The 14,905-nt window shown below is 63.5% G+C and carries 12 protein-coding genes and 1 pseudogene; 10 read left to right on the forward strand and 3 right to left on the reverse strand.

Going from position 1 to position 14,905, the window contains the following annotated elements:
* Positions 1 to 115: 115 nt before the first annotated feature.
* The 5 genes and pseudogenes from IEV62_RS17565 to IEV62_RS17585 form a co-directional block, all read left to right on the forward strand.
* Positions 116 to 1,549, forward strand: a pseudogene (locus tag IEV62_RS17565) (TonB-dependent receptor); the annotation flags it as partial.
* A 3-nt stretch (positions 1,550 to 1,552) separates the two neighbouring features.
* On the forward strand, positions 1,553 to 2,887 hold the full coding sequence (locus tag IEV62_RS17570) for a spinster family MFS transporter (RefSeq protein WP_229733366.1): 1,335 nt from the start codon (positions 1,553 to 1,555) through the stop codon (positions 2,885 to 2,887).
* On the forward strand, positions 2,884 to 4,512 hold the full coding sequence (locus tag IEV62_RS17575) for a carboxylesterase/lipase family protein (RefSeq protein WP_188449821.1): 1,629 nt from the start codon (positions 2,884 to 2,886) through the stop codon (positions 4,510 to 4,512). The genes IEV62_RS17570 and IEV62_RS17575 overlap by 4 nt, the downstream gene beginning before the upstream one ends.
* Positions 4,509 to 6,110, forward strand: coding sequence for an AMP-binding protein (locus tag IEV62_RS17580; RefSeq protein WP_188449822.1), 1,602 nt, complete (start codon positions 4,509 to 4,511; stop codon positions 6,108 to 6,110). The genes IEV62_RS17575 and IEV62_RS17580 overlap by 4 nt, the downstream gene beginning before the upstream one ends.
* Positions 6,111 to 6,167: 57 nt before the next feature.
* Positions 6,168 to 6,848 (forward strand): TetR/AcrR family transcriptional regulator, encoded by a 681-nt coding sequence (locus tag IEV62_RS17585; protein WP_229733368.1) that lies wholly within the window; start codon positions 6,168 to 6,170, stop codon positions 6,846 to 6,848.
* 106 nt (positions 6,849 to 6,954) lie between these two features.
* On the opposite strand, the gene copD is transcribed toward IEV62_RS17585, so the two are convergent.
* The gene (gene copD / locus IEV62_RS17590) at positions 6,955 to 7,839 is read right to left on the reverse strand and encodes a copper homeostasis membrane protein CopD (RefSeq protein WP_229733370.1); all 885 of its coding nucleotides are present in this window, start codon (positions 7,837 to 7,839) and stop codon (positions 6,955 to 6,957) included.
* 3 nt (positions 7,840 to 7,842) lie between these two features.
* The gene (gene copC / locus IEV62_RS17595; RefSeq protein ID WP_188449824.1) at positions 7,843 to 8,226 is read right to left on the reverse strand and encodes a copper homeostasis periplasmic binding protein CopC; all 384 of its coding nucleotides are present in this window, start codon (positions 8,224 to 8,226) and stop codon (positions 7,843 to 7,845) included.
* A 119-nt stretch (positions 8,227 to 8,345) separates the two neighbouring features.
* Between copC and IEV62_RS17600 the strand changes: the two genes are divergently transcribed.
* The 5 genes from IEV62_RS17600 (at position 8,346) to IEV62_RS17620 (ending at position 12,595) form a co-directional block, all read left to right on the forward strand.
* The gene (locus tag IEV62_RS17600; protein WP_188449825.1) at positions 8,346 to 8,618 is read left to right on the forward strand and encodes a hypothetical protein; all 273 of its coding nucleotides are present in this window, start codon (positions 8,346 to 8,348) and stop codon (positions 8,616 to 8,618) included.
* Positions 8,615 to 9,055, forward strand: a complete 441-nt coding sequence (locus IEV62_RS17605) for a periplasmic heavy metal sensor (RefSeq protein WP_188449826.1) — start codon at positions 8,615 to 8,617, stop codon at positions 9,053 to 9,055. Before IEV62_RS17600 ends, IEV62_RS17605 begins: the two co-directional genes overlap by 4 nt.
* On the forward strand, positions 9,052 to 9,633 hold the full coding sequence (locus IEV62_RS17610; protein WP_188449827.1) for an RNA polymerase sigma factor: 582 nt from the start codon (positions 9,052 to 9,054) through the stop codon (positions 9,631 to 9,633). Before IEV62_RS17605 ends, IEV62_RS17610 begins: the two co-directional genes overlap by 4 nt.
* 5 nt (positions 9,634 to 9,638) lie before the next feature.
* Positions 9,639 to 11,510 carry a copper resistance system multicopper oxidase gene (locus IEV62_RS17615; protein WP_373868612.1) on the forward strand — a complete coding sequence of 624 codons (1,872 nt, stop codon included), beginning with the start codon at positions 9,639 to 9,641 and terminating at the stop codon, positions 11,508 to 11,510.
* A 65-nt stretch (positions 11,511 to 11,575) separates the two neighbouring features.
* A complete protein-coding gene (locus IEV62_RS17620) occupies positions 11,576 to 12,595 on the forward strand; it encodes a copper resistance protein B (RefSeq protein ID WP_188449828.1) in 1,020 nt (339 codons plus the stop codon).
* Between the two features lie 77 nt (positions 12,596 to 12,672).
* On the opposite strand, the gene IEV62_RS17625 is transcribed toward IEV62_RS17620, so the two are convergent.
* Entirely contained in the window at positions 12,673 to 14,427 is a 1,755-nt protein-coding gene (locus tag IEV62_RS17625; protein WP_229733372.1) for an SLC13 family permease, read from the reverse strand.
* Positions 14,428 to 14,905: the final 478 nt, after the last annotated feature.

Consider the following 14,905-nt stretch of genomic DNA (forward strand, 5'->3'; position numbering starts at 1 on the left):
AATCGCTTCTCCGAAATAGGAACACCGGTGACCGTCCGCCTCTCATAACATCTTCAAGTAAAAGCGCGGTTATGCTCTCGCGACGTTATGCAACAAAGCCGATCAGAACGATCGCTTCACCGGCAAGCAAACCATCGTCAATGGCACGATCGAATATGAATTCGACTTCGCCAAGCTGACCAGTTCGACCACCTATTCGCATTTCGACCAGCGCTTCTATGTCGATCTTGCGGGCACCTTCGCGCCGGGGTCGTATGTCGGCGCGCCGATCGCGTTCGGGCTCGACGCGAACGGTCGTGACAATGTGGTCGTGCAGGAAACCCGCCTGGTCTCGTCGCTCGACGGGCCGTTCCAGTTCGTGATCGGCAGCTATTATCTCAATCGCCGCCGTGACGTCGACTATCTCTATCGCTCGAGCCCGCAATTCCTCGCGGCGCGCGGGCTGACTGGCCTGCCCGACCAATATTATCAGAAGCAATACACCTATTCGACGAGCGAAGAGCTCGCCGGGTTCGGCGAATTGACCTACCGTTTCTCGCCCAAGCTGTGGCTGACCGGCGGCATGCGCTATGGGAGCATTTCGGCGCAAGGCTTCACCAAGGCAGGCGGCTATCTCGCGACTGCAGGCGGTTTCAACTATTTCACTTACGCGCTGCTGCGCATCCCAGTGAACTTCAATACCTTCACGCCTTACACCGCCGTAGCGGGCGTCAAGGCCACGGGGTCGAAGCCGTCATGGAAGGCGAGCCTGACCTACAAGCCCAGCCAGGCGCTGACCACCTATGCGACTTTCGCGACCGGCTTCCGCGCCCCGATCGTCAATGCCTTTGCCGGGCGTGCGAGCCTGGTCAATCCAAGCGATATTATCATTCCCAACGGCGCCTCGTCCGATGATCTCAAGAGTTACGAGATCGGAGCCAAGGCGCGCTTCCTGGGCGGACGCGTGACGTTCAACGCCGCTGCCTATCTGATCGACTGGACCAACATTCAGGCGCAGGCCAACCGCGTCTCGGACTCGGTGCAGTTCGCCACCAATATCGGTGGGGCGCGCAGCCAGGGGTTCGAGGTCGAGATGGGGATCATCCCGGCCAAGGACGTCTTTATCGGTTTCAACGCCGCGTATAACGATTCGAAGATTACCAAGCTCAGCGCGACCGAAGCCGCAATTTCCGGCGCGGTGCTCGGCCACCGGCTCTCGGCGCCGCGTCTGCAGGGCGCGCTTTACACGTCCTACGCGTTCGATCTCGGCCACGACATCAAGGCCAATCTGGCGGCGAACGTGCAATATGTCGGATCGTATAACAGCTCGTTCCCGAACACGCCGGGCGCGCCGACGGTGCGGCTTTCGACCTACGGCAAGACCGACGAATATGTGAACACGAACTTGACCCTTGGCCTGAAGCGGGGACCGATCTCGGCGCAGGTCTATGTCGAGAACGTCTTCGATGATCATTCGGTCGTGTACATCCACCCCGAAGCGTTTCTCGTCAGCCGCTTCGGCACATTGCGGCCGCGCACCGTTGGCATTCGTCTCGGCTACGGGCTCTGATTGGTGGCGACCGGCACCGTTTCTTCGATCGGATCGACGGTGCCGGCGGGCGCGCCTAGCGCTGCGGCGATTGGCGGGCGGGCGTGGTTCATGCTCGTCACGCTCACCTTCGTCTATGTCCTGAATTTCCTCGATCGGCAGCTGATCGGCATTCTTGCCAAGCCGATCCAGGACGCGCTGCACGTGTCCGACGGCCAGCTCGGGCTGATCGGCGGGCTGTATTTCGCGATGTTCTATTGCTTCATCGCGATCCCGATCGGCTGGCTGGCCGACCGGACCAATCGCGTCACCGTGCTGTCGCTGGCGTGCGCGATCTGGAGCGGCGCGACGGTCGCGTGCGGGATGGCGGCGAGTTATCCGCAGCTCGTGGCGGCGCGGATGGTCGTCGGCTTCGGCGAGGCGGGTGGGGTGCCGCCCTCCTATGCGATCATCACCGACACCTTCCCGCCCGGCAAACGCGCGGCAGCGCTCGGCGTCTATAATCTTGGGCCGGCGATGGGGGCGGCGATCGGCGTGGCGTTCGGCGCGGCGATCGCCGAGCGGTTCGGCTGGCGCATGCCCTTTGTTATCATCGGGATCATCGGCATTGTTACGGCGATTCTTGTCCGCCTGGTTCTGCGCGAACCCGAGCGTGGTGCGACCGATCTGGTGCGCGCGAGCGATGCGTCGGAAAAGGCCGCTTTCTGGCCGACGCTGCGGATGTTCTTCACGCATCCGGTGCTGATGCTCGCGGCGCTTGGCAGCGGGGCGACGCAGTTCGTGACGTACGGCCTCGGCAATTTCGCGGTGCTGTTCCTGATGCGCGACAAGGGCATGACGCTGGCCGATGTCGGCATCTGGTATGCGCTGGTGCTCGCCCTCGGCATGGGCGGCGGGATGGTCGTTTCGGGTCGTGTGATCGACCGGATGACGCGCAGCTCGCGCGCCGGCTATGCGATCGCGCCCGCAGCGTCGCTCGCGGTGGCGATGCCGTTCTATCTCGGTTTCATCTGGGCACCGAGCTGGCCGCTCGCGCTGATGCTGCTCGCGGTGGTGATGGTGTTCAACTATTTCTACCTCTCGGCCTCGGTCGCGCTGGTGCAGGACGAAGTGAAGCCCAATCAGCGCGTGCTGTCGGGCGCGCTGCTGCTGCTGGTGATGAATTTCATCGGGCTGGGGCTCGGGCCAACCTGGGTCGGGCAAGCGAGCGACTGGTTCAAGGCGCATGGCCACGTCCGCTATCTGCAATCGGCGCTATACACGCTGACGCCTTTCTACGTGGTCGCCATCCTCCTCTTCCTCTGGCTCGCGCGGATTCTGCGCCGCGAAAGCCGCACCGCTGCCGGGATTTCCGCATGAGACAGCTGTATCACGCCGCGTTCGCCGCCTTGCTGTTCGTCGCCGGCCCCGCATGGGCGCAATCAACGACGGTCGCGGCGCCGGCGGGGACGATCGAGGGCAGCGCGCAGGGCACTGTCCGCGTGTTCAAGGGCATCGCTTATGCCCAGCCGCCGATCGGCGCGCTGCGCTGGAAGCCACCGGTGGCGCTGCCACCGTGGCAAGGGGTCCGCAAAGCCACGGCATTCGGCCCGGCTTGCGTCCAGCCGAAGTCAAGCGTCGTCAGCATCTACGCCAATCCGCCTGCGCAGATGAGCGAAGATTGCCTGACGCTCAACATCTGGGCGCCGAAGGATGCCACGGGGCTCCCCGTCTTGGTGTGGATCCACGGCGGCGCGCTCCTCGGCGGCTACAGCCATGAGCCGCTCTATGATGGCGCACGGATGGCGGCGCGCGGCGTGATCGTCGTTTCGATCAACTACCGGCTCGGCATTCTCGGCTATCTCGCGCATCCCGCGCTGAGCGCTGAGTCACAAGACGACATTTCGGGCAATTATGGTCTGCTCGATCAGATCGCAGCGCTCGGATGGGTGAAGCGCAACATTGCGGCGTTCGGCGGCGATGCCGCGAATGTGACGGTCGCGGGCGAATCGGCGGGCGCGCTCAGCGTGATGTACCTGATGGCAGCGCCGCGCGCGCGCGGGCTGTTCCACAAGGCGATCGCCGAAAGCGCCTATATGGTGTCGAGCCCCGATCTGAAGCTGACCACGCACGGCACGCCTTCCGCCGAAACCGCCGGAACGCAAATCATGAAAGCGCTCGGCGCTGCCGACTTGCCCGCGCTGCGCGCGATGGACGCCGGGAAACTCACCGATCAGGCGGCAGCGAAAGGCTATGGTGTTTGGGGAACGGTCGACGGCGCGATCTTGCCGCGCCAGCTCGTCGATATCTGGGATCGCGGCGAGCAAGCCCCGGTGCCGATCCTCGCTGGCTTCAATAGCGGTGAAATCCGCTCGCTAGGGATACTGCTGCCGCCCGCGCCGGGAGATGCTGTGGCGTATGAAAGCGCGATCCGCAGCCGCTACGGCGACCTCGCCGACTATTTCCTGCGCCTCTACCCGTCGACCTCCATCACGGAAAGCATGCTCGCCACCACCCGCGACGCGCTGTACGGCTGGACGTCGATGCGGCTCGCGATCGGCCAGACCGCGATCGGCCAGCGCGGCTACCTCTATCTGTTCGACCATGGCTACCCCGCCGCCGACGACAACGGGCTCCACGCCTTTCACGCCTCCGAATTGCCCTATGTTTTCGGCACCGCCAGTGAGACGCCGCCGTATTGGCCGAAGGTGCCCGATACGATCGCCGAGCGCCGCCTGTCGGATGCGATGACAAGCTATTGGACCGCCTTTGCCAAGACTGGCACCCCGGTCGCGACCGGGCAGCCCGACTGGCAGCCTTATGGCAAGGACGCCAACTACATGGCGTTCACGCAAGCGCCCAAACCGGGGCAGAAGCTTTTCCCCGGAATGTTCGCTCTGCACGAGGCGGCGGTTTGCCGCCGCCGCGCGGCGGGCGATCAGGCGTGGAACTGGAATACCGGGGTCATCTCCCCCATCCTGAACAAGGCGGCGATGTGTCGATGATCGATGGAGACATGCAGTCGTTCGCGTTGACGCTTAACAAATTTCTCGAACACGCAGCGAAATGGCACCCAGAGGCCGAGGTCGTCACGGCGCGCGACGACGGCGGTGTCGATCGGATCACCTATCGCGACTTGTACGCGCGCAGCGTGCTGGTTTCGGCGGTGTTGCGCGATGCCGGTATCGGCATTGGCGACCGCGTCGCGACGCTCGCCTGGAACACACGGGCGCATGTCGAGGCGTGGTATGCGATCATGGGGATCGGCGCGGTCTGTCACACCCTCAATCCGCGCCTGACTGCGGCGCAGCTTGCGGCGATGGCGAGCCAGTCGGCCGCGCGTATTCTCGTCTGCAGCGCCGACCTGCTGCCGCTCGCACGCCAGATCGCCGCGCAAACCTCCACGATCGAGCGGATCTTTGTGATCGACGCGGCGCAACCCGTCACCACCGAACGCGCCGGTGCCGCGACGGTCGGTGGACTCGAGTCGCTGATCGACGCGGCGCGCGGGGAAACGGAGCGCGACATCGTCTGGGGCGACTTTGCCGAGACCGCGCCATCGGGCCTGTGCTTTACCTCGGGCACGACCGGGGCGCCCAAGGGCGTGACCTATACCCACCGCTCAAGCTTTCTCCACACGCTGCGCTTGCTCCAGACCGACGGGATGGCGATCTCGGGCACCGACAGCGTGCTGACCGTTGTGCCGATGTTCCATGCCAATGCCTGGGGCCTGCCCTTTGCCTTGCCCGCCGCCGGCGGCAAGCTCGTGCTGCCCGGCCGTCACGCCGATGGTGCCAGCCTGGCCCGGCTGATCCGCTCGGAAGGCGTCACCGTCGGCGTCGGCGTCCCGACGATTTGGCTCGGTCTCGTCGAACATGTCGAAGCCAATGGCGGCGACCTACCCAGCCTAAAGCGCATCATCGTCGGCGGCGCACCAGTGCCGCCCGCCTTGATGGAGCGGATCGAGCGGCGCTTGGGCGTCACGGTCCAGACGAGTTGGGGGATGACCGAACTTTCCCCCTCGGGCACGGTTGCTCGACCCGACGATCCGGCGCGATCGGGTGCGCTTTCGGGTCGGCCGGCGGTGGGAGTCGATCTGATGGTCGCCGATGCCGACGGCAGGCCGCATCCCGAGCAGCGCGAGACCGAGGGGCATCTCCATGTCCGCGGCGCGGCGGTGGTCGAGCGCTACTTCGGCCAGACGCAACCCGCGACCGATGCCGCGGGGTGGTTTGCGACGGGCGACCTCGCGCGGATCGATCGTGCGGGCAATTTGATGATCACCGGGCGCGCCAAGGATCTGATCAAATCCGGCGGTGAGTGGATCAATCCCGCCGAGATCGAAGCCGTGGTCGGCGCGATTCCCGAGGTCTCGCTCGCTGCGGTCATCGGCCGTCCCGATCCGAAATGGGGCGAACGTCCGGTCCTGCTGGTCGAGATGCTCGATGCGGCGGCGCTGAGCGACGAAGCCTTGCTGGCACCGCTCAAGGGTCGCGTCGCGCCGTGGTGGATCCCCGACGAAATCATCCGGCTTTCGGCAATGCCGCTGGCGGCGACCGGTAAGATCGACAAAATGCGGCTGCGGTCCGAATATGGTGGGTAAGGCCAGAATATCGCGCGCGTCTTGACGCTCGCCCGTGCAGGAACGATGGACGTTGGTGTGCCTGAGACCGTAAAAGCCCCCCGCCGCTCCAAGAAAGCCGAACAGCGCGCCGAAACCATGGAGCAGATTCTGGACGCGGCAGAATATCTGTTCTCGCGCCATGGCCTGCACGGGGTGACGCTCAAAGATGTCGCCGCGCGGGTTGGCGTCCACCACACGCTGCTCAACTATTATTTCGAGGACAAGAACCGGCTGTTCGATGCCGTGTTCGCGCGCCGCGCGGTGGTCACGATCGAGCGACGGATGCGCGCGCTCGATGCCTATGAAGTTGCAACCGTGGGTCGGCCGACCGTCGAGGGAGCACTTCGCGCTTTTCTCGACACCGATCTCGATTTGTACATTGAGGGTGGCGAGGGGTGGCGCAACTATGCGGCACTTGGCGCACAGGTTGCCAATACCCCTGAATGGGGTGCCGAACTGATGGATTCACATTTCGATCCGGTCGTGCTGCGCCTGATCGGCCTGCTCAAACAGGCACTTCCCGACAGCGCTGAGGAAGACATTTTCTGGGGCTATCACTTCGTTACCGGTGCGCTGATGCTGACGCTGGCGCGGACCGGACGGCTTGATAAATTGTCGGGCGGGCTCTGCAAATCGGAGGATTTCGTGGCGGTAAAGGATCGCATGGCATCGTTTATGGCGGCTGGCTTTCTCGAAATCTGCACGTCCCGCCGCTGACACGATGCGGCTGGACGCATCGAAGGCCGCGTTGATTTTCGGAACAACGGTCGTGCGCTGACGCGGGGCGGCGTGGCGCTGATTTATACCGTTCCCCTCGCGTCGGCTATGGCGACATCGGTGGTGCGAGCGTGCCGAGCCACGCGACCAGACCGAGGATCGCCACTGCCGCAACAGTTTCGAGCATCAGACTTCGCGACAACGCGCGTCGCGCGCTGGTGACGTCTTGGCTCTTTGCAGTCCCGAGTGCGGGTGTGAGGCGGAAGCGGTTGATTGCGGCGACCGCGAGCATCCCCCCGACCAGAGCGAGCTTGAGCAGCAGCAATTGCCCGTAGAGCGTGAACGGCAGCCGGCCGAGGTTCGACCAGCCAACGAGGCAAAGGCCGTTGACCAGACCACTGCCGACGACCGCGGCGACGATGACCGTGCCGCCCGCTGCGAACCGCGCGAGCGCGCGGTGCGTCGCTTTCACGGTCTCGCCAGCCCACAGCATCATGCCCAGCGCAACAAGCGCGCCAAGCCACGCACCCGCCGCCATCAGGTGGACAAGGTCGCCAACCAGTTGGACCGTCCCGGCGCTGCCCTCGCCGGCCGCCCCATGCCCCGTCCACGCCAGCGAACCGAGCGCAACCGCACCCAGCGCGGCGGGAACGGCGGGGGCACGCGGATGGACGAGGATGATCGCCACCATGGCCAGCGCAGTCATTCGCACGCTCCAGGCCTTGCCCATCGGAGTCTCGGAAACCATCGCCCAGATCGAAGCGCGGTCGATATCGAGAATCGCGACGCCCGCCATGGATGCGGTCATTGCCGCGAGCGACAGCGCCGAAAGCGCTAACCCGAGCACGGCTAGGCACCCGAGCATTCGGCGACGATTGGGAAAGTTTTCCCGCTCTTCCCGCGTATAGATTGCAAATAAGGGTAACCCGAACAGCAGCATCAAGTCCGCGTAGAGCGCAAACCGGATGCCGATGTAGAACGGGTCAGTCACCCTTCATTTGACCGAAAATGTGAAACTGCCCTGCATCCGGTGTGTGTCCGCGCCCGCCGCGTGCCACGTCACCTGATAGGTGCCGACTGGAAACGCGCGGCCAGCGACGAGCGTGAGCGTCTTGCCGTCAGCGCTCCAATTCGCTTTCAACCCTGACAGTTTCATCGGCTGGTGGTTCGCCATTCCCGGCATCCCGGTCATGACCACGTCGGCCCCAGAGAATGCAGGCATGACCTTCTCGTCAAAGCTGAGCGAGATCGTTGTCGGTTTCGCGACGCTGGCATTTGCAGCCGGAGCCGAAGCGATCAGATGGGTATGCGCGAGTGCCGCGTTGCTTGTTGCAAAAGCGGCAATGGCGAACAGCGCGGCGCGAAAGCGGTTGGTCATGGCAGACTCCTCCGTTGGGTCGCTATGCATACGCATCGCACGGCGCGACCCCTCACAGCCGTCAATTGAGGGAAACGTGGATGGGCGCCGTATGGTAAGGATCGGAGCGGAGGTCGATGATGAGCACTGTCGAAGATTTGGTGATCCAGCTGGGTCAATTGCCGGTGCCGCATAGGCTTGCTGCAATCGACGGTGCGATGCTGGCAGATGTGGCGGCGGCACGCGCCGTTGATCTTCGTCGACCGATTGCATTGGCCAGCCTCTTTGCGCTTGGGGTTGGGATGGCTGGTGCCGGGTTGCCGACCGGGCCGGCCTCGGCGCAGGGCTCGCTGACGCCCTTTGCAGCCAGTTCCCCGCTCATGCCCTCGACCTTGCTTGGACAAACGCCGTGACCGTGCTGCGCCGTACCGTCATCATCGGGGTTATCGCGTTTCTCGCTGCGATCGCGGGTGTTTTTATCGGGCGGGTGTTGCTTCCGGGGCCGTCGCACACGGGGGCTGAGCTACACGCCGTGTTGCACGACAAGCTTACCCTCGATGTGCAACAGCACACCAACCTCGACGCGCTTGAAGCGACCTTTTCGATCCGGCGCAAAGCGCTCGAGCTCCAATTGCGCGCCGACAACGCCCGTCTCGCGGAAGCAATCGAGACCGAGCGCGGCTTCGGTCCGCGTGTTGCCGCCGCCGTCGATGCCTGCCACACGACGATGGGAAAGTTGCAGAAGGCAACGCTCGAACACGTCTTTGCCATGCGATCACTGCTCAAGCCCGATCAGACGGCGGTGTTCGATCAGGCTGTGGTCAAGGCGCTGACCGCTGACGCGCGGTGACGCTTGCGCTTGATGACGCATCCGACGGGGAACTGGCGGCGTTGGCGCGCAGCGGTACCCAGGCGGCCTACCGCGTGCTTACGGAACGGCATCGCGAGGCCGTCTATCGGCTGGTCCGCGGTGCAACCGGCGATGCCGACGAAGCGATGGATGTCACGCAGGAAACGTTGATTGCGGCCTTCGGTGCGCTCGATCGCTATGACCCCGCACGTCCGTTCCGAGCCTGGATCGCGCGGATTGCGCTCAACAAAGCGCGCGATTGGGGACGGCGGCGCGCAGTGCGGCGGTTGTTCAGCTTCGCAATGCCGGACCATGCCGCGCAGTCTATCCCCGACGAGGCTGTGGGGGCAGAGCGTACCGCCGAGGATCGGGAGAAACTGACGCGCGTCGCCGTGGCCATTGCGTCCTTGCCTGCACGTTTGAAAGAGGCGCTGTTGCTCCGGACGATCGAGGATATGTCGCAAGCCGAGGTCGCAGCCACACTCGGGGTTAGCGAAAAGACGGTCGAGACCCGGCTTTATCGTGCGCGTCAGAAACTGAACGACGCTTTGAGGGAAGACCTGCCGCGCCGCGTATGACGTGCATGGCCCTAAACGAACGCTCTGCAATCCGCCCTGTGATCGATCGCCGCGCGCTGTTACGCGCTGCGGCTGCGGTCGGTAGCACCGCCGCGCTGGCCGCGTGGTTTCCCGCTTGGGCGCAGACAGCGTCGTCGGGCCTTGTCGCGCCCCTGCCGACGGTGAACGGTCCCGATGTTGCTCTACGGATCGCGCGGCAGACGATGCGGATCGATGGCAAGCCGTTCCGCGCGATCGGGATCAACGGCACCGTGCCGGGACCGCTGATCCGCTTGCGCCAGGGGCAAAACGTGCGGCTTTCGGTATCGAACGACCTCGACGTCGATTCCTCGATCCATTGGCACGGACTGCTCGTCCCATTCCAGTATGACGGCGTGCCCGGTGTCAGCTTTCCCGGCATCACGCCGCGCTCGACCTTCCTCTACGAATTTCCCGTCCATCAGGCAGGCACCTATTGGTATCACAGCCATTCGGGGTTTCAGGAGCAGGAAGGACTTTACGGCCCGATCGTGATCGATCCCGAAGGCGTCGACCCGATCGTATCGGACCGCGAGCATGTCATCGTCCTGTCCGATCACAGCCCGCTGACGCCCGAAGCGATCTTCCGGAACATGAAGGTCAATCCGGGCCACTTCAACCTGCAGCGCCAGACGCTCGGCGGGTTGCTGGCGGGGCGCGATCAGCCGCTCAAGGACCGCATCGACTGGGGCAAGATGCGGATGGACCCGACCGACATCGCCGATGCGACCGGATCGACCTATACGTTTCTCGTCAACGGCCACGGCCCGCGCGACAATTGGACGGCGCTGTTCAAGCCCGGCGAGCGCGTTCGCCTGCGCATTATCAACGCGTCGGCAATGACCTTCTTCAACGTCCGCATTCCAGGCCTTCGCATGACCGTCGTCCAGGCCGATGGTCTCAACGTGCGTCCGGTCGAAATCGACGAATTCCAGATCGGTGTGGCCGAAACCTATGACGTGATTGTCACGCCGCGCGACGACCGCGCTTATAGCTTCGTTGGTGAGGCGAGCGACCGTTCGGGCATGGCGCGTGCCACGCTGGCACCACGTGCCGGCATGGCCGCCGAAGTACCGCCGCTCCGCAAACGGCCGCTCGTCACCATGACCGACATGGGGATGGGTGACATGAGCGGCATGGACATGTCGGGTGGCGCGATGGCCGGGATGGACCATGCCGCGATGGGCCATGGTGCCCCGACACTCGACATGTCGGCGCCAGCGCCGGCCACATCAATGCCCGAGCTGGACATGTCGGGCCCAGCGCCCGCCGCCGATGCGATGGCGGGGATGGATCACGGCAGCATGAAGATGCGCGACTTTTCGGCCGCGCCACAGGTACAACGCGGTCCCGGCGTCCAGACGATTTCGCCGATGCCGATGGATCGCACCGGCGAGCCGGGTCAGGGTCTGGCGGATGTCGGCCACGCGGTGCTGACCTACCGCGACCTCGTGGCGGTCGACCGCAATCCGGACGTGCGCGCGCCGGACCGCTCGCTCGATCTCCATCTGACCGGCAATATGGAACGCTTCATGTGGTCGTTTGACGGCGTGAAGATGTCCGATCATCACGCGCCGATCCCGTTTATCGAAGGCGAGCGGGTGCGGGTGAACCTGATCAACGATTCGATGATGAGCCATCCGATCCACTTGCACGGTCACTTCTTCGAGCTCGTGACGGGGCATGGCGACCATGCTCCGCGCAAGCACACCGTCATCGTATTACCCGGCGGAAAGGTGACGTTCGACGTTACCGCCGATGCCGTCGGCGACTGGGCGTTTCACTGCCACCTGCTCTACCATATGGCGGCGGGCATGATGCGCGTCGTCAGCGTCCGCCCGCGCGGCGAAGCGGCGTGAGTCGCGCCTTCGGCTTTGCTGTGATTGCGTCGCTCTGCACGAGTGCTCCCGCGTTCGCGCAAAGCATGCCGGGGATGGACCATGGCTCGATGCCGGGCATGAAAATGCCTGCGGCCAAGCCTGTGGCGAAGCCGCGCAACCCCGCAGCTTCCAAGGCGCAGGCCAAGCCGGTCAATCGCGCACCGGACAAGGCGTCCGCATCGCCCGCTCTGAAACTGGGCGACAGGGACGGGATGGATCACGCATCGATCCCGGGGATGGCGATGTCCGGCGTGGCGACGGACCAGGGTACGATCCCCGACATGGCAAAAAGCGGCACAGATCTGTCCGCAGGCAACGCGCCCGCTCCAGCGCCGCCGACCGACCATTATGCGACGCGCATCTTCCCCGCCGCCGAGATCGAACGCGCGCATCGGCAGATGATGAACGACAGCGGAGCGCAGACCTTCGGCTTCGCGATGTTCAACCTCGCCGAGTATCAGCCCCGTCGCGGGCAGGACGGCTTCCGATGGGAAGGCGAGGGTTGGTATGGTGGCGACATCAACCGCTTGACGATCAAAACCGAAGGCGAAGGCCGGTTTGCAGGCAAAGGGTCAGCCGGTCGCCTCGAAGAAGCGGAAGTGCAGTTGCTCTACAGCCGGGCAATCGATCCGTATTTCAACGCGCAGGTCGGCCTTCGCCAGGACCTCGGACGCGGCGCGCGACGGAGCTATGCCACCGTCGGCTTTGAAGGACTGGCGCCCTATTGGTTCGAGGTTGATGGCGCGTTGTTCGTGTCGGATCAAGGTGACGTTCTCGGTCGCCTCGCCGGCTATTACGACCAGCGGCTCACGCAACGGCTGATCTTGCAGCCCCGCATTGAACTGAATTTTGCCGCGCAGGACGTGCCTGCGAGCCGAATCGGCGCGGGACTGTCCACAGCTGAAATCGGTTTGCGACTCCGATACGAGATTCAGCGCCAATTCGCGCCCTACGTCGGCGTGTCCTGGCAGCGAAAGATCGGACAGACCGGGCGCTATGCGTACGTTGATGGCGAAGACGCCATCAGCGCCGGACTCGTTGCCGGGATACGGATCTGGTTTTGATCGTACCGCGTTGCAGGCTGGTCCCATCCGGCGCTACCACCGGGCAAAGATGATCCGCCAGCATACGACCAATTTCATCAGTACAGCCCATATCTCACGACCAAAAGCGTGGACAATGTCACAATCATTAAGACAACGAGTGGAAAGCCGGTCCGCGTATAATCGCTGAAATGATAGTCTCCCGCCGACATGATCAACATATTCGTTTGGTACGCCACCGGCGTTGCATAGCACAGGTTGCAACCGAACAGAACCGCAAGGACCAATGGCTCAACCGGAATGCCAAGTTGCTGGCCAAGGCTGAAGGCGATTGGCGTGCCGACTGCCGCCGCAGTCGTATTGGAAGCGAAATTCGTCAGCAGCGTCACGAACAGCATCACCGCAGCGAGAACGCCAGCCGGTGGGAGGTGCTGTAGGCCGATGGCCAGAAGCTCACTCAGCCACGTCGCGGCACCACTTTCCAAGACGACGCGCCCGATTGCAATGCTCGCGGCAACCAGCAGGATCACCTGGGCCGAAAGCGCACGCCCGACGCGATCGACGCGAACACAGCCGGTAACGAGCATGGCAATCGCGCCACCAAGAGCGGAGATCGCAATCGGGGCCAAACCAATGCTCGCGGGAACGATTGCGGCGGCCATGATCGCCAGTGCGAGCGGCGCCTTGGCGGAACGTGGCATCTCCTTCGCGCCTTCGAGGATGAGCACGTTCTCGGCGAGCGCCATCTGTCGGATGTTGGCGGACGTTCCCACTGCCAGGATGATGTCGCCTTCATCGAAGCAATTGTCTACGGTCGCCTCCGCCGACAAAACGCCCAACCATGGTCGTTGTGCGCGATGAACCCCCAGGATCGCGATATTGTAAAGCTCGGCGAGGTTGGCGTTTTGTACACCCTTGCCCATCAGCCCCGAATCCCTGGCCACCGCCAGTTCAACGACGTTCAAATCTTCCCCGCTCTGACTGTAGCCCAGATTGAGTCGCTCCATCAGCCACGCCGGTGCCGCAGTCGCATCAAGCACACGCATCGTTTCCTCGAGCGCGGCAGGCGTCGCGCTGACCAGCAATCGCCCATCGTGTCCGACCGTACCGAAAAGATCGATGCCCGCGGGAAGCCGCGCTTCGAGCTCAGCGCGTGACAAACTGTGTACTGCGGAATTCTCGCCCGGCCGCAGCAAAGCGCTGAAGCGCCGCGGCTCGTGTCCCGCCGCGACTGAATTGTCCGGCAGCAAACGCGGCATCACCAGCCAAATAAAGGGCAGTGCGATGACAGCAGCAGCCAGCACAATCGGCGTAAAATAAAACACGCCAATCGGCGGCATACCCATATCGCCCGCGATCGAGACGACGAGAAGGTTTGTCGACGTTCCGATCGTCGTCGACATGCCACCGATGAGCACGGCGCTGTTGATGGGGATGAGCGTGCGAGAGGCCGGGAGACCGCCATTCGCGGCAATCGCCGCCATGATGGGGATCATGAGCACAAGCACTGGGGTATCGTTCACCATCATGCTCATCGCGAACGCGAGCAAGAGCGTGATGATAAGCCCGACCTGCTGATTGTATCGCCATACACGGGTGAGCAGACGCGACACCGGTTGCAGTGCCCCCGTCGTAACGAGCCCGCGCCCCAGCACCATCAGCGCGCAGATCGTGACGAGCGCATAGTGTCCGAACCCTTCAAACGCGAGCTTCAGCCCGTCGGTTGGCGCTTGGCCGGGCAAAGGGAACATGTATAAACCGAGCGCGATCGCGGTGACGGTGAGGAGCGAAATGATCTCGACACGCGCGCGACCGGACACAAATCCGTAGAACATGGCGAACGTCAGCAACATCGCGCCGATTGCGTGGGGAGGCGGGACGATCATCATCGCTGCGCGTGTAGCCGCCTTCTCAGGCGGCGGCGACCATATCTATGCCAAGCCTGATTTAGTTCAGCCGATGTGTGTGACGCAGGGTCGTGCTCTTCACGCACCCGGGAGCGGGACCGACACGTCGGCGTCATCAAACACAGGCTTAATTGCTCGAACTGCGACGTTGCCGCGGTTTTGCGCATCATATGGCGTCGAGCCCGCGCACCAGCGTGCGAGAAAGTTGATCCTGCTATCGTGAAGTTCCCTCGCCAATATGACTAGGCGTTCCGCATCGTCGTGACACCTAGCGTGGAACAGATCAGTGCGCCTTGGGACAAACCAAAATGTTAAAAAAAGGCAAAAAAAACCCGCCTTAGGATCTCCTGAGACGGTTTGGTATTGGGTTGGTTGGTTGCGGGGACAGGATTTGAACCTGTGACCTTCAGGTTATGAGCCTGAC

This window comes from Sphingomonas psychrolutea, from assembly GCF_014636175.1.
Classification (GTDB): Bacteria; Pseudomonadota; Alphaproteobacteria; order Sphingomonadales; family Sphingomonadaceae; genus Sphingomonas; species Sphingomonas psychrolutea.